Origin of the sequence: Mycobacterium sp. 852014-50255_SCH5639931 (assembly GCF_001665605.1) — a bacterium.
Lineage (GTDB): Bacteria > Actinomycetota > Actinomycetes > Mycobacteriales > Mycobacteriaceae > Mycobacterium > Mycobacterium paraffinicum.
On sequence record NZ_LZSV01000031.1, the window covers coordinates 95,843 to 115,147 of the forward strand.

At 69.9% G+C, this 19,305-nt stretch carries 18 protein-coding genes; 11 read left to right on the forward strand and 7 right to left on the reverse strand.

Annotation, left to right across the window (positions count from 1 at the left end; translation table 11 throughout):
- Nucleotides 1–2 precede the first annotated feature (2 nt).
- On the reverse strand, nt 3–815 hold the full coding sequence (locus tag A5758_RS18030) for a biotin--[acetyl-CoA-carboxylase] ligase (protein ID WP_067742681.1): 813 nt from the start codon (nt 813–815) through the stop codon (nt 3–5).
- A gap of 17 nt (nt 816–832) precedes the next feature.
- Nucleotides 833–2,398 carry an FAD-binding protein gene (locus tag A5758_RS18035; protein ID WP_067742684.1) on the reverse strand — a complete coding sequence of 522 codons (1,566 nt, stop codon included), beginning with the start codon at nt 2,396–2,398 and terminating at the stop codon, nt 833–835.
- Between the two features lie 35 nt (nt 2,399–2,433).
- On the opposite strand from A5758_RS18035, the gene A5758_RS18040 reads away from it, so the two are divergent.
- The 8 genes from A5758_RS18040 to A5758_RS18075 all read left to right on the forward strand — a co-directional run bounded on the left by A5758_RS18040 (nt 2,434) and on the right by A5758_RS18075 (nt 9,459).
- Nucleotides 2,434–4,074 carry an acyl-CoA carboxylase subunit beta gene (locus A5758_RS18040; protein WP_067205248.1) on the forward strand — a complete coding sequence of 547 codons (1,641 nt, stop codon included), beginning with the start codon at nt 2,434–2,436 and terminating at the stop codon, nt 4,072–4,074.
- Between the two features lie 56 nt (nt 4,075–4,130).
- Nucleotides 4,131–4,388 carry an acyl-CoA carboxylase subunit epsilon gene (locus A5758_RS18045; protein ID WP_066949831.1) on the forward strand — a complete coding sequence of 86 codons (258 nt, stop codon included), beginning with the start codon at nt 4,131–4,133 and terminating at the stop codon, nt 4,386–4,388.
- Complete coding sequence (locus tag A5758_RS18050) at nt 4,385–5,026, forward strand: nucleoside triphosphate pyrophosphatase (protein ID WP_067742687.1); 642 nt, start codon at nt 4,385–4,387, stop codon at nt 5,024–5,026. Before A5758_RS18045 ends, A5758_RS18050 begins: the two co-directional genes overlap by 4 nt.
- A 68-nt stretch (nt 5,027–5,094) precedes the next feature.
- Nucleotides 5,095–5,583, forward strand: a complete 489-nt coding sequence (locus A5758_RS18055; protein ID WP_067742689.1) for a pyridoxamine 5'-phosphate oxidase family protein — start codon at nt 5,095–5,097, stop codon at nt 5,581–5,583.
- Between the two features lie 39 nt (nt 5,584–5,622).
- Nucleotides 5,623–6,516 (forward strand): sulfurtransferase, encoded by an 894-nt coding sequence (locus A5758_RS18060; protein ID WP_067205237.1) that lies wholly within the window; start codon nt 5,623–5,625, stop codon nt 6,514–6,516.
- Nucleotides 6,513–6,950, forward strand: coding sequence for a SufE family protein (locus A5758_RS18065; protein ID WP_067205233.1), 438 nt, complete (start codon nt 6,513–6,515; stop codon nt 6,948–6,950). The genes A5758_RS18060 and A5758_RS18065 overlap by 4 nt, the downstream gene beginning before the upstream one ends.
- A gap of 108 nt (nt 6,951–7,058) precedes the next feature.
- Nucleotides 7,059–8,852: an acetyl/propionyl/methylcrotonyl-CoA carboxylase subunit alpha gene (locus A5758_RS18070; protein WP_067205229.1), complete on the forward strand. Its 1,794-nt coding sequence runs from the start codon at nt 7,059–7,061 to the stop codon at nt 8,850–8,852.
- A 175-nt stretch (nt 8,853–9,027) separates the two neighbouring features.
- A complete protein-coding gene (locus A5758_RS18075) occupies nt 9,028–9,459 on the forward strand; it encodes an STAS domain-containing protein (protein ID WP_067742692.1) in 432 nt (143 codons plus the stop codon).
- Here the strand turns inward: A5758_RS18075 and A5758_RS18080 are convergent.
- The 4 genes from A5758_RS18080 to A5758_RS18095 all read right to left on the reverse strand — a co-directional run bounded on the left by A5758_RS18080 (nt 9,430) and on the right by A5758_RS18095 (nt 11,832).
- Nucleotides 9,430–10,218 (reverse strand): RNA polymerase sigma factor SigF, encoded by a 789-nt coding sequence (locus A5758_RS18080; protein WP_067205222.1) that lies wholly within the window; start codon nt 10,216–10,218, stop codon nt 9,430–9,432. The two genes, A5758_RS18075 and A5758_RS18080, sit on opposite strands and share 30 nt — an antisense overlap.
- Complete coding sequence (locus A5758_RS18085; RefSeq protein WP_055405180.1) at nt 10,215–10,652, reverse strand: ATP-binding protein; 438 nt, start codon at nt 10,650–10,652, stop codon at nt 10,215–10,217. Before A5758_RS18085 ends, A5758_RS18080 begins: the two co-directional genes overlap by 4 nt.
- Nucleotides 10,653–11,041: 389 nt before the next feature.
- On the reverse strand, nt 11,042–11,353 hold the full coding sequence (gene usfY / locus A5758_RS18090; RefSeq protein WP_067205219.1) for a protein UsfY: 312 nt from the start codon (nt 11,351–11,353) through the stop codon (nt 11,042–11,044).
- Nucleotides 11,354–11,448: 95 nt separating this feature from the next.
- A complete protein-coding gene (locus tag A5758_RS18095) occupies nt 11,449–11,832 on the reverse strand; it encodes a hypothetical protein (protein WP_067742695.1) in 384 nt (127 codons plus the stop codon).
- A 278-nt stretch (nt 11,833–12,110) separates the two neighbouring features.
- On the opposite strand from A5758_RS18095, the gene A5758_RS18100 reads away from it, so the two are divergent.
- From A5758_RS18100 to nei2, 3 genes are read left to right on the forward strand one after another with little or no spacing between them, the layout of a single operon-like run.
- On the forward strand, nt 12,111–12,782 hold the full coding sequence (locus A5758_RS18100) for a TetR/AcrR family transcriptional regulator (protein WP_067742698.1): 672 nt from the start codon (nt 12,111–12,113) through the stop codon (nt 12,780–12,782).
- A 38-nt stretch (nt 12,783–12,820) separates the two neighbouring features.
- Nucleotides 12,821–17,398, forward strand: a complete 4,578-nt coding sequence (locus tag A5758_RS18105) for an ATP-dependent helicase (protein WP_067742701.1) — start codon at nt 12,821–12,823, stop codon at nt 17,396–17,398.
- Between the two features lie 13 nt (nt 17,399–17,411).
- Entirely contained in the window at nt 17,412–18,167 is a 756-nt protein-coding gene (nei2, locus tag A5758_RS18110) for an endonuclease VIII Nei2 (RefSeq protein WP_067742704.1), read from the forward strand.
- Nucleotides 18,168–18,309: 142 nt separating this feature from the next.
- Here the strand turns inward: nei2 and A5758_RS18115 are convergent, their stop codons facing one another.
- Nucleotides 18,310–19,227: a PHB depolymerase family esterase gene (locus A5758_RS18115; RefSeq protein WP_067742707.1), complete on the reverse strand. Its 918-nt coding sequence runs from the start codon at nt 19,225–19,227 to the stop codon at nt 18,310–18,312.
- Nucleotides 19,228–19,305 lie beyond the last annotated feature (78 nt).

Consider the following 19,305-nt stretch of genomic DNA (forward strand, 5'->3'; position numbering starts at 1 on the left):
AACTAGCGCAAATGCACCACGTCGCCCGCCGAGACGACGACGGTCTCTCCCCCGGTGTCGATGCACAGCCTGCCCTGGTCGTCGACGGCGGTCGCGTCCCCGACCACTTCCTTGCCGCCGGGCAGGTGGGCCCGCACCCGGTGGCCGATGGTCAGGCTGCGCGCCCGGTAGTCGGCTGCCAGCGCCCAGTCCGCCCCGCGCGCGGCGCGCCACGCCACGATCCGCCGGCCGAGCTCGGACAACAGCCCGCACACCAGCAGGGTGCGGTCGGGAGCCTGCACACCGAGGTCGAGCAGCGAGGTGGCCCCCTCGATGCCGTCGGGCGCCTGAAACACGTTGAGCCCCAAGCCGATCACCACCACCGGCCGTGCCACCTCGGCGAGGATGCCGGCCAGCTTGCCCGGGGATTCGGGGGCGCCGGCCAGCACGTCGTTGGGCCACTTGAGCCCCACCGGAACGCCGCCGAGCAGTGGGGCCACCGTGTCGACCACCGCCACCCCGGTGGCCAGGGGCAACCAGCCCCAGCCGGCGGTCGGCACGTCGACGATGCTGATGCCAACCGACATCGTGATCTGGGTCCGCGGGGTGGCCGACCAGCTGCGGCCGTGCCGCCCGCGGCCCGCCGTCTGGTGCTCGGCGATCAGCACCGCCCCGGCCACGTCGGTCCCCGACGCCGCTCGCGCGAGCAGGTCGGCGTTCGTGGAGCCGGTCTGTTCGACGACGTCGAGTCGGCGCCAGCCCAGTCCGGTGCCGATCAGTTCGGCGCGCAGCGCGGCCTGGTCCAGCGGTGCTCTGAGCTGGTCTCGGTCTGTCACTGGACCCAGCCTAGAACTCACCGGCGCCGGCGGCTCGCGTCTCGCATGTCCAGGGCGGCCAGGTGGCTGAACAGCATGCTGGTTCCGATCGGGTTGCCGCCGCCGGGGTAGGCGGTGCCGCTGGGCGCGGCCATCGTGTTGCCGGCGGCGTACAAACCGGGGATGGGGTTGCCGGACGTGTCGAGCACCCGGGCGGCGGTGTCGGTGCGCAGGCCGCCCTTGGTGCCCAGATCCGAAATGCCGAAAGCCGCGGCGTGATACGGCGGCCGATCGATGGGCACCAGTGGCGAGGCGCCCCCCGAGAACGCGCGGTCGAAAGCCTCGTCGCCCCTGCCGAAGTCCCCGTCGACGCCGGACGCGGCAAAACCGTTGAACCGGGCCACCGTTGCCGCCAGCTGCCGGCCCGGGACACCGATCTTGTCGGCCAGTTCCTCCAGGGTGTCCGCCGAGTGCCACAGGCCGGCGGCGACGTAGCGCTCCGTCTCGACGATGGGGACGTTGGCCGCCTTCACCGGAGGCACTTCGCCCTCCCTGTCGTCGTAGATCATCCAGTACGGCAACGTGATTGACCCGTCCTGCAGTTGCGCGATGATCTCGCGGCCGGCCCGGTCGTACGCACGGGACTCGTTGACGAACCGGTTGCCGTCCTGGTTCACGAAGATGCCACCGGTGAACCACAGCGCGAACGCGGACCGGCCGTCCGGGTGGGTCATGCCCGGCGACCACCACGCCTGATCCAGCAGGTCGGTGTCGGCGCCCGCGGCGATGCCGGCCTGCAGCGCCAGCCCCCGACTCCCCGGGCCGCCCATGGTGTCTCGGGTCGCGCCCGGCACCCCGTATTCGCGCCGCAACTCCTCGTTGTTCTCGAAGCCGCCGGCGGCCAGCAGCACCCCCAGCCGGCTCCGGATCGCGCGGCGCTCACCGTCGCTCTCGACGATCGCGCCCGTCACCGCCCCTTCGGACATCACCAACTCGACCAGGGCGGTGTCACGCCGCAGCGAGGCCGTCGGATACTGCTCAATCGCCTTGAGGAACCGCGCGATCAGCGCCCGACCCCCGAGGAAGTAGTCGGAGGGCGGTTCCGCGCCGAGCCGGTCGGTGTCCAGCGGCCCGCGGATCACCTCCCGCAGTTCGGGGGCGGCGGCCACCTTCCAGGGCTTCGCGGCGATGTGGCGCTGGCCGTCCAGCCGCGCCTTCGGCGCTTTGCCGTAGTAGTCCGGCCAGGGCAACGGCACGAACTTCAGCAGGGGGTCGGCTTCCAGGTACTCGATCAGCCGGGCGCCGCCGCGGACATAGGTTTCCTGCAGTTCACGGGGGGTGCGGTCACCGACGACGGCGTGGTAGTAGGTGAGCGCGTCCTCGATGGTGTCGTCAAACGAGCCAGGGCCCCCGGCCCGCAGCAGCACCGGGTTGCACGGGAACCAGACGCCGCCCCCACCGGAGTAGGCGGTGGTCCCGCCGAATTTAGACGTCGCCTCCACCAGCAACACGTCCAGGCCTTCGCGCGCCGCGGTGTAGGCACCGGTGACGCCGCCACCGCCCGATCCCGCGACCAGCACATCGCATTCGGTCGCCCAGTCCATCAGCGGAGACTAGCCCGCCGCTAAGCTCGGATCCCATGACAAGCGTTACCGACCACACCGCGGAGCCGGCCGCTGAGCACACCATCGACATCCACACCACCGCAGGCAAGCTGGCCGAGCTGCACAAGCGCCGCGAAGAGTCGCTGCACCCGGTGGGTGAAGAGGCCGTCGAGAAGGTGCACGCCAAGGGCAAGCTGACCGCCCGTGAGCGCATCCTCGCCCTGCTCGACGAGGACTCGTTCGTCGAACTCGACGCGCTGGCGCGGCACCGCAGCAAGAACTTCGGCCTGGAGAACAACCGCCCGCTCGGCGACGGCGTGATCACCGGCTACGGCACCATCGACGGTCGCGAAGTGTGCATCTTCAGCCAGGACGCCACGGTGTTCGGCGGCAGCCTCGGCGAGGTGTACGGCGAGAAGATCGTCAAGATTCAGGAACTGGCGATCAAGACCGGCCGCCCGCTGATCGGCATCAACGACGGCGCCGGCGCGCGTATCCAGGAGGGTGTCGTCTCGCTCGGCCTGTACAGCAAGATCTTCCGGAACAACATCCTGGCCTCCGGCGTGATCCCGCAGATCTCGCTGATCATGGGCGCCGCCGCCGGTGGGCACGTGTACTCCCCCGCCCTGACCGACTTCGTGGTGATGGTCGACCAGACCAGCCAGATGTTCATCACCGGGCCGGATGTCATCAAGACCGTCACGGGCGAGGACGTCACGATGGAGGAGCTCGGGGGCGCCCACACCCACATGGCCAAGTCGGGCACCCTGCACTACGTCGCATCGGGCGAGCAGGACGCCTTCGACTGGGTGCGCGACCTGCTGAGCTACCTGCCGCCCAACAACGCCACCGACGCGCCGCGCTACGCCGAGCCCGTCCCCGAGGGCGCCATCGAGGACAACCTCACCGAGGAGGACCTCGAGCTGGACACGCTGATCCCGGACTCCGCCAACCAGCCGTACGACATGCACGAGGTGATCACCCGGATCCTCGACGACGACGAGTTCCTGGAAATCCAGAACGGCTACGCCACCAACATCGTCGTCGGCTTCGGCCGCATCGAGGGCCGACCGGTCGGGATCGTGGCCAACCAGCCCACACAGTTCGCCGGCTGCCTGGACATCAACGCCTCGGAGAAGGCGGCCCGGTTCGTGCGGACCTGCGACTGCTTCAACATCCCGATCATCATGCTGGTGGACGTCCCGGGCTTCCTGCCGGGCACCGGCCAGGAATACAACGGCATCATCCGGCGCGGCGCCAAGCTGCTGTTCGCCTACGGCGAGGCCACCGTCCCGAAGATCACCGTGATCACCCGCAAGGCCTACGGCGGCGCGTACTGCGTCATGGGCTCCAAGGACATGGGCTGCGACGTCAACATCGCCTGGCCGACGGCGCAGATCGCGGTGATGGGCGCCTCCGGGGCCGTCGGCTTCGTCTACCGCAAGCAGCTCTCCGAGGCGGCCAAGGAGGGCAAGGACGTCGACGCGCTGCGCCTGGAGCTGCAGCAGGAGTACGAGGACACGTTGGTCAACCCCTACGTCGCCGCCGAGCGGGGCTACGTCGACGCGGTGATCCCGCCGTCGCACACCCGCGGCTACATCGGCACGGCGCTGCGGCTGCTGGAACGAAAGATCGCGCACCTGCCCCCCAAGAAGCACGGGAACATCCCGCTGTGAGCCGAACGAGCGGAGCGAACGCGGTGAGCGACGGGAGTGAGGCGAACGATCCGGCCATGAGCGACGAAAACGGCTCTGAGACAACCGAAGCCGCGCACCAGCCGCACGAGCCGCACATCCACGTCCTCAAGGGTCGCCCCACCGACGAGGAGGTGGCCGCGCTGGTCACCGCGCTGGGCGTCGTCGGTGGCGGCGTCCCCGAGCCCACCGAGCCCGAGCCCACCCGCTGGGGCCTGCCGGTGGACCGGCTGCGGTTCGCGATGTCCAACTACCAGCGGCTCACCATGCAGCAAATGACGCACATGAAGCATTGACCCGGCTGGTCCTCGGGTCGGCCTCGTCGGGCCGCCTGCAGGTGCTGCGCCAGGCCGGCATCGATCCGCTGGTCGTGGTCTCCGGCTTGGACGAAGACGCCGTCGTCGCGGAGCTGCGGCCCGAAGCCGCGCCCGCTGAGGTGGTGTGCGCGCTGGCGGCGGCCAAGGCCGAGCGCGTGGCGGGCGAACTGGCCGGTGCCGTCGCCGCCGATTGCGTTGTCGTCGGCTGCGATTCGATGCTCTATCTCGACGGCGAACTGTGCGGCAAGCCCGGGTCGGCCGGCGAAGCGATGGCCCAGTGGCGTCGCATGGGTGGCCGGTCGGGCCGGCTGCACACCGGGCACTGTCTGCTGCGGCTGGTGGGTGGCGCGATCACCCATCGCGAAGTGGAATCCGCTTGCACCACAGTGCGTTTCGCCGTACCCACGGAGGAGGACCTGCGGGCTTACGTCGCCAGCGGCGAGCCGCTGCACGTGGCCGGCGGGTTCACCCTCGACGGGCTGGGCGGCTGGTTCGTCGACGGGATCGACGGCGACCCGTCGAACGTGATCGGTGTGAGCCTGCCGCTGCTGCGGTCCATGTTGGGAAGGGTGGGGCTGTCGGTGACCCAGCTGTGGGCGGCAACGCCGAACCCGTAAATCCGCAGGCGCCCACTCGCACTTTCTCCGCAGAATTACAGGTTCGGCGGAAACCCTAGGGTCAAGCCATGACCACTTGGACCGAGTTCACCGCCCAAGCGCCGCGCATCGCCGGCATCTTCACCCGTCGACATCTCGCCAGCGGCAACCTGTGCATGTTGGCCACCCTGCGCTCCGACGGGTTCCCCCGGATCAGCCCGATGGAGCCGCGGATCTTCGAGGAAGAGCTGTGGCTGCCCGGGATGCCGGCCACCACTAAGTTCCTCGATCTGGCGCGCGACCCGAGGTTCTGTCTGCACACCGCGACGGTCGACACCGAGGTGACCGACGGCGACGCGAAGCTGTGGGGCCTGGCCCGCGTCGTTCCCTACGGCGCGGTGCACCGGCGCTTCGCCGAGACGCTGTTCTCCGAGACCGGATTGGACCTGCGCGAGCAGCGATTCGACCTGCTCGCCACCGACGTCACCGGGGCATCGGCGGTTGAGGTCCGCGACGGCCATCTGGACATCACCATCTGGAACCCCGGCGTGCCCGAGCGGCTAGTCCGCAAGCACTGACCCGATTGCCGTTTCCGAGCTGACGGTAGGCTCGGAGGCGTGGCATTACCCCCGGATCCAAGCCCGACTCTGACGGCCTACGCCCACCCCGAACGGCTGGTCACCGCCGACTGGCTCTCCGCCCATCAGGGCACCCCCGGCCTGGTGATCGTCGAATCCGACGAGGACGTCTTGCTCTACGACGTCGGCCATATCCCCGGCGCGGTCAAGATCGACTGGCACACCGACCTCAACGACCCGAGGGTCCGCGACTACATCAACGGCGAGCAGTTCGCCGAATTGATGGACCGCAAAGGCATCTCGCGCGACGACACCGTGGTGATCTACGGCGACAAGAGCAACTGGTGGGCCGCCTACGCGCTGTGGGTCTTCACGTTGTTCGGCCACCCCGATGTGCGCCTGCTCAACGGCGGGCGCGACCTGTGGCTGGCCGAGCGCCGGGAGACCACCCTGGACGTCCCCACCAAGACCTCCACCGGCTACCCCGTCGTCGCCCGCAACGACGAGCCCATCCGGGCCTTCAAGGACGACGTGCTGGCCATCCTCGGCACCCAGCCGCTGATCGACGTGCGCTCGCCGGACGAGTACACCGGCAAGCGCACCCACATGCCCGACTACCCCGAGGAGGGCGTGCTGCGCGGCGGCCACATCCCCACCGCCCGGTCCATCCCGTGGGCCAAGGCGGTCGACGAGAGCGGGCGATTCCGCAGCCGCGAGGAGCTCGAGGAGCTCTACGACTTCATCACCCCGGACGACAAGACCGTCGTGTACTGCCGCATCGGCGAGCGGTCCAGCCACACCTGGTTCGTGCTCACCTACCTGCTGGGCAAGCCCGGGGTGCGCAACTACGACGGATCGTGGACCGAGTGGGGCAACACCGTGCGCACGCCGATCGTCGCAGGTGAAGAGCCGGGGGCCGTTCCGGTCCGATGACCCTGCCCGCCCCGTTAGCCGAGGTGGTCTCCGACTTCGCCGAAGTCCAGGGCCAGGACAAGCTGACGCTGCTGCTGGAATTCGCAAACGACCTCCCGGCCCTGCCTCCCGAGCTGGAAGAGCAGGCCATGGAGCCGGTGCCCGAATGCCAGACCCCGCTCTTCCTCCACGTCGATGCCAGCGACCCGAACCGGGTGCGGTTGCACTTCAGCGCGCCCGCCGAGGCGCCGACCACCAGGGGGTTCGCGTCGATCCTGGCCGCCGGTCTCGACGAGCAGCCCGCGGCCGACATTTTGGCGGTGCCCGAGGACTTTTACACCGACCTGGGCTTGGCCGCGCTGATCAGCCCGCTGCGGCTGCGCGGCATGTCGGCGATGCTCGCCCGCATCAAGCGGCGGCTGCGCGAGTCGGCTCCAAATTCCGGCACCGCCTGATCGGCCTGACGGCGCGGCGCTTAGACTTCCCGGGAGTTGTAAGAAACTCTCTTAAAGAAGCCCACGGCGGAAACACGTCCGCTTCAGATATGCCAAACAGGAGGCGCAGTGGCTAGTCACGCCAGCTCGAGGATCTCCAAAGTGCTTGTCGCCAACCGCGGCGAGATCGCTGTCCGGGTGATCCGCGCGGCTCGCGATGCGGGCCTGCCCAGCGTGGCGGTGTACGCCGAGCCCGACGCCGACGCCCCGCACGTGCGCCTCGCCGACGAGGCGTTCGCCTTGGGTGGCCAGACTTCCGCGGAGTCCTACCTGGACTTCGGCAAGCTCCTCGACGCGGCGGCCAAGTCGGGCGCCAACGCCATCCACCCCGGCTACGGGTTCCTCTCGGAGAACGCCGATTTCGCGCAGGCGGTCCTCGACGCCGGCCTGATCTGGATCGGCCCGAGCCCCCAGTCGATCCGCGACCTCGGTGACAAGGTCACCGCCCGCCACATCGCGGCACGCGCCCAGGCTCCCCTGGTGCCCGGCACGCCCGACCCGGTCAAGGACGCCGACGAGGTGGTGGCCTTCGCCGAGGAGTACGGCGTCCCGATCGCCATCAAGGCGGCCTTCGGTGGCGGCGGCCGCGGCATGAAGGTCGCGCGCACCATCGAAGAGATCCCGCACCTGTACGAATCGGCGGTGCGCGAAGCCGTCGCCGCCTTTGGCCGCGGCGAATGCTTCGTCGAGCGCTACCTGGACAAGCCCCGCCACGTCGAGGCGCAGGTGATCGCCGACCAGCACGGCAACGTCATCGTCGCGGGCACCCGCGACTGCTCCCTGCAACGCCGCTTCCAGAAGCTGGTGGAGGAGGCGCCCGCCCCGTTCCTGACCGACGCGCAGCGCAAGGAGATCCACGAGTCGGCCAAGCGCATCTGCAAGGAGGCGCACTACTACGGCGCCGGCACCGTCGAATACCTGGTCGGCCAGGACGGCCTGATCTCGTTCCTGGAGGTCAACACCCGGCTGCAGGTCGAGCACCCGGTCACCGAGGAGACCGCGGGCATCGACCTGGTGTTGCAGCAGTTCAAGATCGCCAACGGCGAAAAGCTGGATCTCACCGAGGATCCGACGCCACGCGGCCACGCCATCGAATTCCGGATCAACGGCGAGGACGCCGGACGTGGCTTCCTGCCGGCGCCCGGCCCGGTCACCCGCTACGACACTCCCAGCGGGCCCGGCGTCCGCCTGGACTCCGGCGTCGAGGCCGGTTCGGTGATCGGCGGCCAGTTCGACTCGATGCTGGCCAAGCTGATCGTGTACGGCGCCACCCGCGAAGAAGCCCTGGCCCGCTCCCGCCGCGCCCTCGACGAATTCCACGTGGAAGGGCTGGCCACCGTCATCCCGTTCCACCGCGCCGTGGTGTCCGATCCCGCTTTCATCGGTGACGGCGACAGCTTCTCGGTGCACACCCGCTGGATCGAGACCGAGTGGAACAACACCATCGAGCCCTTCACCGCTGGCGAGCCCCTCGACGAGGAAGACGCCCGGCCCCGCCAGACGGTGGTCGTGGAGGTCGGTGGCCGGCGCCTCGAGGTCTCGCTGCCCGGCGATCTGGCGCTTTCCAACGGCGCCGCGGATCCGGCCGGCGTCATCCGCAAGAAGCCCAAGCCGCGCAAGCGCGGGGCGCATGCGGGTGCCGCCGCCTCCGGTGACGCCGTGACCGCCCCCATGCAGGGCACGGTGGTCAAGGTCGCGGTCGAGGAGGGACAGGAGGTCGCCACCGGCGACCTGGTCGTGGTCCTCGAGGCGATGAAGATGGAGAACCCGGTCACCGCGCACAAGGACGGTGTCATCACCGGCCTTGCGGTCGAGGCCGGCGCCGCCATCACCCAGGGCACGGTGCTCGCCGAGATCAAATAGCCGCCGGACGATATTCCTGGGAAACAGTTGTCGACCAGGTCTGGCGCGGGTAGCGTTCGAGTCAGGTTGAGTTCACAGCCGTCCGGATCACGTCAATTTGGCGCGGGGAGGGCGAACTCCCTGTTTTCCGCTTCAATCCACGCCTGACGTTTTCCGCAGCACAACTGCTCTACGGATGGAGTCAGTAATGTCTGTGGCCCAATCTTGGCAGCACAGTCGCGCGGCGCAGTTCACGGCGCGCTGGGGGCCGTCGGGGACCCTGGTCACGGTGGACGGTGAGCTCGACGCCGCCAACGCCGACCAGCTCGCGGCGTACGTCCGACACGTCGTCGCTCGTTCCCGGCGCGTGATCCTGGACCTGCGCGGCCTGAAGTTCATTGGCACGGCCGGCTTTTCGGCGCTACACCGCATCAACGTCGTCTGCTCGGGCGCCCAGGCCCATTGGGCGATGGCACCGAGCCCGGCGGTGGCGCGGTTGCTGCGCATCTGCGACCCCGACGGCACCCTCCCGGTGACGACACCGATGGCCGAGCCACTTCTGGAACCGCTGCGAGCGGAGGGCGAAGAGCCGCCGTCCCTACTGCAGTTGGTCGCGCAGCCGCGTTAGCGACTTCGCCAGCAGCCGGGACACGTGCATCTGCGAGATGCCGACCCGCTCGGCGATCTGGGTCTGCGTCATCGACTCGAAGAACCTGAGCACCAACACCGTCCGCTCCCGCTCGGGCAGGGCCTCCAGCAGTGGGCGCAGCGACTCCTGATCCTCGATCCGGTCCAGACCGGTATCCACGTCGCCCAGGGTGTCGGCGATCGCGCGGGCTTCGTCCTCCTCGCTGCCGCCGCCGCTGTCGATGGACAAAGTGTTGTACGAGCTGCCCGCCACGAGGCCCTCGACGACCTCCTCGCGGTCCATGTCGAGTTCGGCGGCCAGTTCGGTCGCGGTGGGCGCCCGGCCGAGCCGTTGCGACAGATCGGCGGTGGCGGTGCCGAGACGCAGGTGCAGTTCCTTCAGGCGCCGCGGTACCTTGACCGACCAGCTGTTGTCGCGAAAATGCCTGCGGACCTCGCCCATGATCGTGGGCACCGCGAAGGACACGAAGTCAGAGCCGGCCTCGACGTCGAACCGCACCACCGCGTTGACCAGCCCCACGCGCGCCACCTGGACGAGGTCGTCGCGGGGCTCGCCGCGGCCCTCGAACCGGCGGGCGATGTGATCGGCCAGGGGCAGGCAGCGCTCGACGATCTTGTCCCGTTGACGCTGGAATTCCATCGAGCCGGCGTCGATAGTGGCCAACTCTCGGAACATCTCCGGGACATCGGCGTACTCGTTCGGGCGCGAGACCGAACCGCCGGCAGCTGGTGGGGTCACCTGCTGGAGGCCGCCCGTCGCGCCGTCAGCGTGATACCGAAAACGCTGCCGGTTTGGTTGGGCTCGCGACCATCGTGGAAAGTCTGGACGTCATCGGCCAAGGACGTCAGCACGTGCCAGCTGAAGCTGCCGGGAGCGACCACGTCATGGGTGTCACACGCCGCCGACGCCTCCACCACCAACTGGTCGTCCTGCGGGTCCACCACCACGACGAGGGTCGCGTCGGGCGTCGCGCAGCGGATCAGCCGGGTGCACACTTCGTCGACCGCAAGGCGCAGATCCGCGACGGCGTCGAAGTCCAGGTCCTCGAAGGTGCCGATCGCACCGACAAGCGTCCGCAGCATCGCCAAGTTCTCCAGACGTGCAGCGACGTGCAATTCGACGGCGCGATGGCCACGCTGACGTTTGTTAGTGCGCAATCCCGCATCGTTCATCTGGTCTCCCGGCAATGTTTGACTGACACTACTACCGCCCCGCAGCCCGCCGTGGACCGTGCGTTCGAGCCGATTAGTCATGGTTTCCGCCGGGTGTGCGGCCCGATGTGGACAGGCCGGAAACCACCGAAACGGTTCGGACACGGCGGCTCGAGCGCGTGGCGATGATCGCCGGGATCGCGCTGGTCGTATTGGTAGTTCTCGCTGTAAGCATCTATGTCGGTGTCTTCGTGTTCCTGCCCCCCATGGGGTGACCACGCTGACGCAACCCTTCCAGCACTCATCATGGTGCACACGTGATACCCACTCGACGAGGCGGGTAACCCCCCGCGCGTTTACTTCCCGACAAAAAGGGTTCGGCGCTCAGCGACGCCGCGGCGCAAGCGCTCCTAGCTGGCGGGCCACTGCCTGTGTACCTCGGGGTGCTCGGCGTACCAGCGATCCGCGATCCGGCGGATCCGCCGGTGCTCGATCGCCACCCACACCAACCCGAGGACCGTGGCGATGATCGCCACCACGCCCGCGGTCATGCCCTCGTGCTGATGCCCGCTGCCGAAAGCCGACAGGCTTCCGGATCCTCCGATCACACCAGCTACCACCAACAGGTAGCCGGGCCAGTGCAGTACGTCGATCAGCGACTCCCCGGCGAGTGGCCGCGTTGTCCTGAGATGGTCGACTGGGTCGTGAAATGTGTCTCCCATGGCTGCTCCTAGTGGAGATTGGTAAACCATTCGCAGCTCAATACGGGTTGCACCATCAACGGTAGATCCCCCGGGAGGCATTGGCGAGACCCCAGTCAGAGGACCAGCGCCGGGCCGGCGATCGGCGCCACGCCCATGGCGACCATCAGCACCATCAGCGTGAACAGAAACCAGCCTGCGCCGTGCCATCCCCACCAGGTGCCTTGCGCCTTCCATACCTGATAGGTGCGCCAGAATGCCCAGAGGCCGGCCGCCAGCAGGATCAGCGGTCCGCCCAGCGCCAGCAATGTCCGCTGGGGCGCGCCGCACGCCGCGGTGTCCGCACCGGTGCCGGGACAGGTGCTCACCCACAGCGCGGCCATGACCAGGAAGCCGACCGCCACGGCCGCGGCCACCGCTGCGAACCGGATGGCGGCACGCACCTCGCCGTCTTCCTGCCCCAAGCGATCACCACCCGATCGCTCATCCGCCTTGTGCATCCGTGCCCCTCATATCCCGGGTAATCAATGTTTTGTTCATCGTTTGCTGCACCGCAATGGTTACCGCGCGATGACAAGCGGAAATCGCATGGGGACAAATACCCATCGGCAAACCCGGCAAAACGGCTCAGTCCTGGGTATTGCCGGCGAAATTCCCATCGGCGCGCGAATAGCCCGCACCGTCAATTATTCGGATGGATTACCGCTGGCCCGGGGCGTGGAGCCGGGAAAGACACAATGTGGTCGGTGACTCAGGACCGGTGAGTACTATCTCTCACATGCCGACAGGCCGAAGGCGGTTATCCCCCGAGGATCGACGCGCTGAGCTGCTCGCTTTGGGGGCCGAAGTCTTCGGAAAGCGACCCTACGACGAGGTGCGGATCGACGAGATCGCCGAGCGCGCCGGAGTGTCCCGGGCGCTGATGTATCACTACTTCCCCGACAAGCGCGCCTTCTTCGCCGCGGTGGTCAAGGACGAGGCCGACCGGCTGTACGAGACCACCAACATGGACGACGCCACCGGCCTCACCATGTACGAAGAGGTGCGGGCCGGGGTCATGGCGTACATGGCCTACCACGAGCAGAATCCGGAGGCCGCCTGGGCCGCCTATGTCGGGCTGGGCCGGTCCGATCCGGTTCTGCTGGGCGTCGACGACGAAGCCAAGAATCGCCAGCTCGAACACATCATGAACCGCATCCACGACCTGGTGGCCAACATCTCCGGGGCGAAGCTGGAAGGGGACGTCGAGCGCGACCTCCGGGTGATCTGTCACGGCTGGCTGGCGTTCACCTTCGAGCTGTGCCGCCAGCGCATCATCGATCCCACCATCGACGCCGAGCGCCTCGCCGACGCTTGCGCGCACTCACTGTTCGACGCCATCGCCCGCGTGCCGGACATACCCCCAGAGCTGTCGCACGCGATGGCGACGGCCCGAATCCAGCCGCGCTAGCCCGCGCTCTTGTCGGTACGCCTTGGCACCATGGTGAGGTGACCACCCGTGACCCGTTAGGCCGGTTCAGCGCGACCACGCGCGAATGGTTCACCAGCACGTTCGCCGGGCCCACCACCGCGCAGGCCGAAGCCTGGGACGCCATCGCCGACGGCGACAACACACTGGTGGTCGCGCCGACCGGATCCGGCAAGACGCTCGCGGCGTTCCTGTGGGCCCTGGATTCCCTCGCCAACCCCGCCGGTGTCGACGGCTCGGCCGAACAGCCGGCCGGCACGCGCGTGCTCTACGTGTCCCCGCTCAAGGCGCTGGCGGTCGACGTCGAGCGCAACCTGCGCACCCCGCTGGCCGGCCTCACCCGCATCGCCGAGCGCCACGGGCTCCCCCCGCCCGACATCAGCGTCGGCGTCCGCTCCGGCGACACCCCGCCCGCCGAACGCCGACAGCTCATCGCGCGACCCCCCGACGTGCTGATCACCACGCCGGAGTCGCTGTTCCTGATGCTCACCTCGGCCGCGCGCGAAACGCTCGCCGGCGTGCGGACGGTGATCGTCGACGAGATCCACGCCATCGCCGCCGGCAAGCGCGGCGCGCACCTGGCGCTGTCACTGGAGCGGCTCCAGGACTTGTCACAAGAGCTGCGGGAGGGGCCGCCCGCACAGCGCATCGGGTTGTCGGCGACGGTGCGTCCACCCGAAGAGCTCGCCCGGTTCCTGTCCGGGCAGCAACCGACCACCATTGTCGCGCCCCGGGCGGCCAAGACCGTCGAGCTGGCGGTGCAGGTGCCGGTGCCAGACATGGCCAACCTGGCCAACAACAGCATCTGGCCCGACGTCGAGGAGCGGCTGGTCGACCTGATCGAGGCGCACAACTCGACCATCGTGTTCGCCAACTCGCGGCGGCTGGCCGAGCGGCTCACCGCACGGCTCAACGAGATCCACGCCGAACGCTGTGGTGTGGGACTGTCGGGCGAGACCAACCCGAAGGTGGCGGGCGGGGCGCCCGCGCACATCATGGGCAGCGGCCAGACCTACGGCGCCGAGCCGCTGTTGGCGCGCGCCCACCACGGCTCGGTCAGCAAGGAGCAGCGCGCCCTGGTCGAGGAGGACCTCAAGCGTGGGCTGCTCAAGGCGGTGGTGGCGACGTCGAGCCTGGAACTCGGCATCGACATGGGCGCGGTCGACCTGGTGATCCAGGTGGAGGCCCCCCCGTCGGTGGCCAGCGGCCTGCAACGCATCGGGCGGGCCGGCCACCAGGTCGGCGAGGTGTCCCAGGGCGTGCTGTTCCCGAAGCACCGCACCGACCTGATCGGCTGTGCGGTCACCGTGCAGCGGATGCTCGCCGGCGAGATCGAGACGATGCGGGTGCCCGCCAACCCGCTGGACATCCTGGCGCAACAGACGGTGGCGGCCGCCGCGCTGGAGCCGCTGGACGCCGATCGGTGGTTCGACACGGTGCGCCGCAGCGCCCCCTTCGCGACGCTGCCGCGCAGCGTGTACGAGGCCACCCTCGACCTGCTGTCGGGCAAGTACCCCTCGACCGAGTTTGCCGAGTTGCGTCCCCGCCTGGTCTACGACCGCGACACCGGCACGCTGACGGCGCGGCCCGGCGCGCAGCGGCTGGCCGTCACCTCCGGCGGCGCCATCCCGGACCGCGGCATGTTCACCGTCTACCTCGCCAGCGAGTCGGAAAAGCCGTCGCGCGTGGGCGAATTGGACGAGGAAATGGTGTACGAGTCCCGGCCCGGTGACGTCATCTCGCTGGGCGCCACCAGCTGGCGAATCACCGAGATCACCCACGACCGCGTTTTGGTGATCCCCGCGCCCGGCCAGCCGGCCCGGCTGCCCTTCTGGCGCGGCGACGACGCGGGCCGGCCCGCCGAGCTGGGCGCCGCGCTGGGCGCGTTCACCGGCGAGCTGGCCGGACTCGACCGTGCCGCCTTCGACGCCCGGTGCGCGGGCCTGGGCTTCGACGCCTACGCCACCGACAACCTGTGGGCGCTGCTGGACGAGCAGCGGACCGCCGCCGGCGTGGTCCCCACCGACACCACCCTGCTGGTCGAGCGGTTCCGCGACGAACTGGGCGACTGGCGGGTGATCCTGCACTCGCCGTACGGGCTGCGGGTGAACGGGCCGCTGGCGCTGGCGGTGGGCCGGCGGCTGCGCGAACGCTACGGCCTCGACGAGAAGCCGACCGCCTCCGACGACGGCATCGTGGTGCGGCTGCCGGACACGCTGTCCGACACCGGCGAGACCCCACCCGGCGCCGAGTTGTTCGTCTTCGACGCCGACGAGATCGATCCGATCGTCACCGATGAGGTGGGCGGTTCGGCGCTGTTCGCGTCGCGGTTCCGGGAGTGCGCGGCCCGCGCGCTGCTGCTGCCCCGCCGGCACCCGGGTAAGCGGTCGCCGCTGTGGCACCAGCGCCAGCGGGCCGCCCAGCTGCTGGACGTGGCCCGCAAATACCCCGACTTCCCGGTCGTGCTGGAAACCATCCGCGAATGCCTGCAGGACGTGTACGACGTGCCCGCCCTGGTCGCCCTGATGGCCGGCATCGCCCAGCGCAAGGTGCGGGTGCTCGAAACGGAGACGGCGCGGCCGTCCCCGTTCGCGGCGTCCCTGCTGTTCGGCTACGTCGGCGCCTTCATGTACGAGGGCGACACCCCGCTGGCCGAGCGCCGGGCCGCGGCGCTGTCGCTGGACAGCACGCTGCTGGCCGAGCTGCTCGGCCGGGTCGAGCTGCGCGAGCTGCTCGACCCGGACGTCATCGCCGCCACCGGCCGCCAGTTGCAGCACCTGTCGGCCGACCGAGCCGCGCGCGACGCCGAAGGCGTCGCGGACCTGCTGCGGCTGCTGGGGCCGATGACCGAGGACGAGGTCGCCGCCCGCGCCGGCGGGGCCGAGGTGGGTGGCTGGCTCGAAGGCCTGCTCGCGGCGCGGCGGGCGCTGCCCGTGTCGTTCGCCGGTTGCAGCTGGTGGGTGGCCATCGAGGACATCGGCCGCCTGCGCGACGGCGTCGGGGCGCCGGTTCCGCTGGGCGTGCCGGCCGCCTTCACCGAGGCGGTGGCCGACCCGCTGGGCGAGCTGCTGGGCCGCTACGCGCGCACCCACACCCCGTTCACCACCGCCGCAGCCGCCGCCCGGTTCGGGCTGGGGCTGCGGGTGACGGCCGACGTGCTGGGCCGGTTGGCCACCGACGGCCGGCTGGTGCGCGGTGACTTCGTCGCCGCCACGGAAACCTCCGCGGCGTCCGGAGGCGAGCAGTGGTGCGACGCCGAAGTGCTGCGCGTCTTGCGGCGGCGTTCGCTGGCCGCGCTGCGCGCGCAGGTCGAACCGGTGAGCACCGCCGCGTACGGAAGGTTCCTGCCGGCCTGGCATCGGGTGGCCTCCCCCGGTTCGTCGGGCCAATCGGGGCTGGACGGCCTGATGTCCGTGGTCGACCAGCTGGCCGGGGTCCGGATGCCGGCGTCCGCAGTCGAACCCCTGGTGCTGGGCCCGCGGGTCCGGGACTACTCCCCCGCCATGCTCGACGAGCTGCTCGCCACCGGGGAGGTGACCTGGTCGGGCGCCGGGTCGATCTCGGCCAGTGACGGCTGGGTCGCATTGCACGTGGGCGACTCCGCGCCCTTGACGCTGGCCGGGCCCGCCGAAATCGACTTCACCGAACCCCACCGCGCGATCCTGGACACGCTGGCCGGCGGCGGCGCGTACTTCTTCCGTCAGCTGGCCCAGAGCGGCATCCCCGACGCCGAACTCAAAGCCGCGCTGTGGGAGCTGATCTGGGCCGGGTGGGTCACCGGTGACACCTTCGCGCCGGTACGCGCGATGCTCGGCGGCGTGGGCAACCGCAAACGCTCGGCCCCGGCGCACCGGTCACATCGGCCGCCGCGCCTGAGCCGATACAGCGTGGCGCACGCGCAGTCCCGCCCCACCGACCCGACGGTGGCGGGCCGGTGGTCGGCCCTGCCGCCACCCGAGCCCGATTCCACGGTGCGCGCCCACTACCAGGCGGAGCTGCTGCTGGGCCGCCACGGCGTGCTGACCCGGGGCGCGGTCGCGGCCGAGGGCATCACCGGCGGGTTCGCCACTCTCTACAAGGTGCTGAGCACCTTCGAGGAAGCCGGCCGGTGCCAGCGCGGCTATTTCGTCGAGTCGCTGGGCGGCGCCCAGTTCGCCGTCGCCTCGACCGTCGACCGGCTGCGCAGCTACAGCGACGGGATCGACCCCGAGCGGCCGGAATACCGGGCGGTCGTGCTGGCCGCCGCCGACCCGGCCAATCCCTACGGCGCCGCGCTGCCATGGCCGGCGTCCGGCGCGGAGGGCGCGCGGCCGGGCCGCAAGGCCGGCGCGCTCGTCGTGCTGGTCGACGGCCACCTCGCCTGGTTCCTGGAGCGCGGCGGGCGATCACTGCTCACCTTCATCGACGACCCGGCGGCCCACCACGCGGCGGCCGCGGCGCTGGCCGAGCTGGTCGCCTCCCGGCGCGTCGCATCGATCCTGGTCGAACGCATCGACGGCGCACCGGCGCTGCAGCCCCAAAACGGGCCCAGCCCGGTGGCGGACGGCTTGCAGGAAGCGGGGTTTGCCCGCACACCGCGCGGACTACGGCTCCGGTAAGGCCGCGATAGCGATGCCCGAAGGAGACACCGTCTGGCACACCGCGGCCGTCCTGCGCGAGCAGCTGGTCGGGCGCACCCTGACGCGCTGCGACGTCCGCGTCCCCCGGTACGCGACTGTCGACCTCACCGGGCAGACGGTCGACGAGGTGATCAGCCGGGGCAAGCACCTGTTCATCCGAGTGGGCCGGGCGAGCATCCACTCACACCTGAAGATGGACGGCAGCTGGCGGGTCGGCGACCGGCCGGTGCGGGTCGACCACCGGGCACGGATCGTCTTGGAAGCCGGCGCCGTCCGCGCCGTCGGCGTGGACCTCGGCGTCCTGGAGATCCTGGAGCGCGACCGCGACGGGGACGCCGTCGCTCACCTGGGGCCCGATCTGCTGGGCGAGGACTGGGACGCCACCATCGCCGCCGCCAACCTGGCGGCCCAACCGGACCGGCCGCTCGCCCAGGCGCTGCTCGACCAGCGGGTGCTGGCGGGCATCGGCAATGTCTACTGCAACGAGCTGTGTTTCGTCAGCGGACACCTGCCCACCGCACCGGTGAGCGCGGTCGCCGACCCGCGCCGGCTGGTCGCCCGTGCTCGAGACATGTTGTGGCTGAACCGCTCCCGCTGGAACCGCTGCACCACCGGCGATACCCGGGCCGGGCGGCAGCTGTGGGTCTACGGGCGCGCCGGGCAGGGTTGCCGTCGCTGCGGCACCCCTATCAACTACGACGACTCCGGGGAACGGGTCACGTACTGGTGCCCGTCCTGCCAGCGCTGACGCGCCCGGCTACGCCGCGCTTGCGATCGCCACTAGCCCTACGGTGGCGACCCGCAGCGCCCGGCTACGCCGCGCTTGCGATCGCCACTAGCCCTACAGCGACGACCCGCAGCGCCCGGCTACGCCGCGCTTGCGATCGCCACTAATCCCGGGCGTGCGCCAGGAAGAACTCCGCGATCGCCTCCGACCCGTCGAGCGCGCGGGTGGTGGGCCCGATGATCGCCTTGGGCAGGTATTGCCTGCCGCCCGGCCAGGTGTGCCCGCCGCTGTCGATCTGGTAGAAGGTCACCTCGGTGGACGCCGCACACGCCGTGGAGTCGAAGCGATGCACGACGGTGCCGTCCCCGACGTTGGGCAGCGCCTGCACCGAGGGGTCGCCCTGGCATCCATCGGCCGAACGCCACTTGTTCACCATGGTGGTGGCGGAGATGGAGTGGCTCAGCCCGCCTCGGCCGCGCACAGCCCCACCGTTGAACGGCACCAGCGGGTCGGCGGTGCCGTGGGCCTCCCAGACCGACACCGGCCGCGACGGATTGCACGCCACCCCGACGCCCAAGGTGCCCGCCACGGGCGCGACCGCGGCGAACACCTCGGCGCGGTCACACGCCAGCCGGTTGGACATGAAGCCCCCGTTCGACATCCCGGTGACGAAAACGTGCCCGGGGGCGATGCCGTAATCGTTTTGCACCTTGTTCACCAGGCCCGTCAGGAAGCCGACGTCGTCGATGTGCCGGCGATCCGCCGGCGACGCCCCCCGCCCGTCGGCCCAGCTCTTGTCGAAACCGTCGGGATAGACCACGAGCAGGTTGTGGGCGTCGGCCACGGCATCGAAGCCGGTGAGCCCCCGCTGACCGTTCCCGGTACCACCGCCGCCGTGCAGGCTCAGCACCAGACCGACTGGGCTACCCGGCGGCACGTGCAGCAGGTAAGTTCGATCCATGCCGCCGGAACGGAACGTCCCGGAGGCATCCCGAGCGGTGGCCGCCGAAACATGCCGCACACCACATCCCACCAAGCACACCGCTACAACGGCCACTGACAACCAACGCACGTACGGCATATCGTCAATACACCGACGGAGCCGATGCCGGAGCAAACCTGGGTGTGGCGATGATCGCAATATCAGTGATCCTGCACC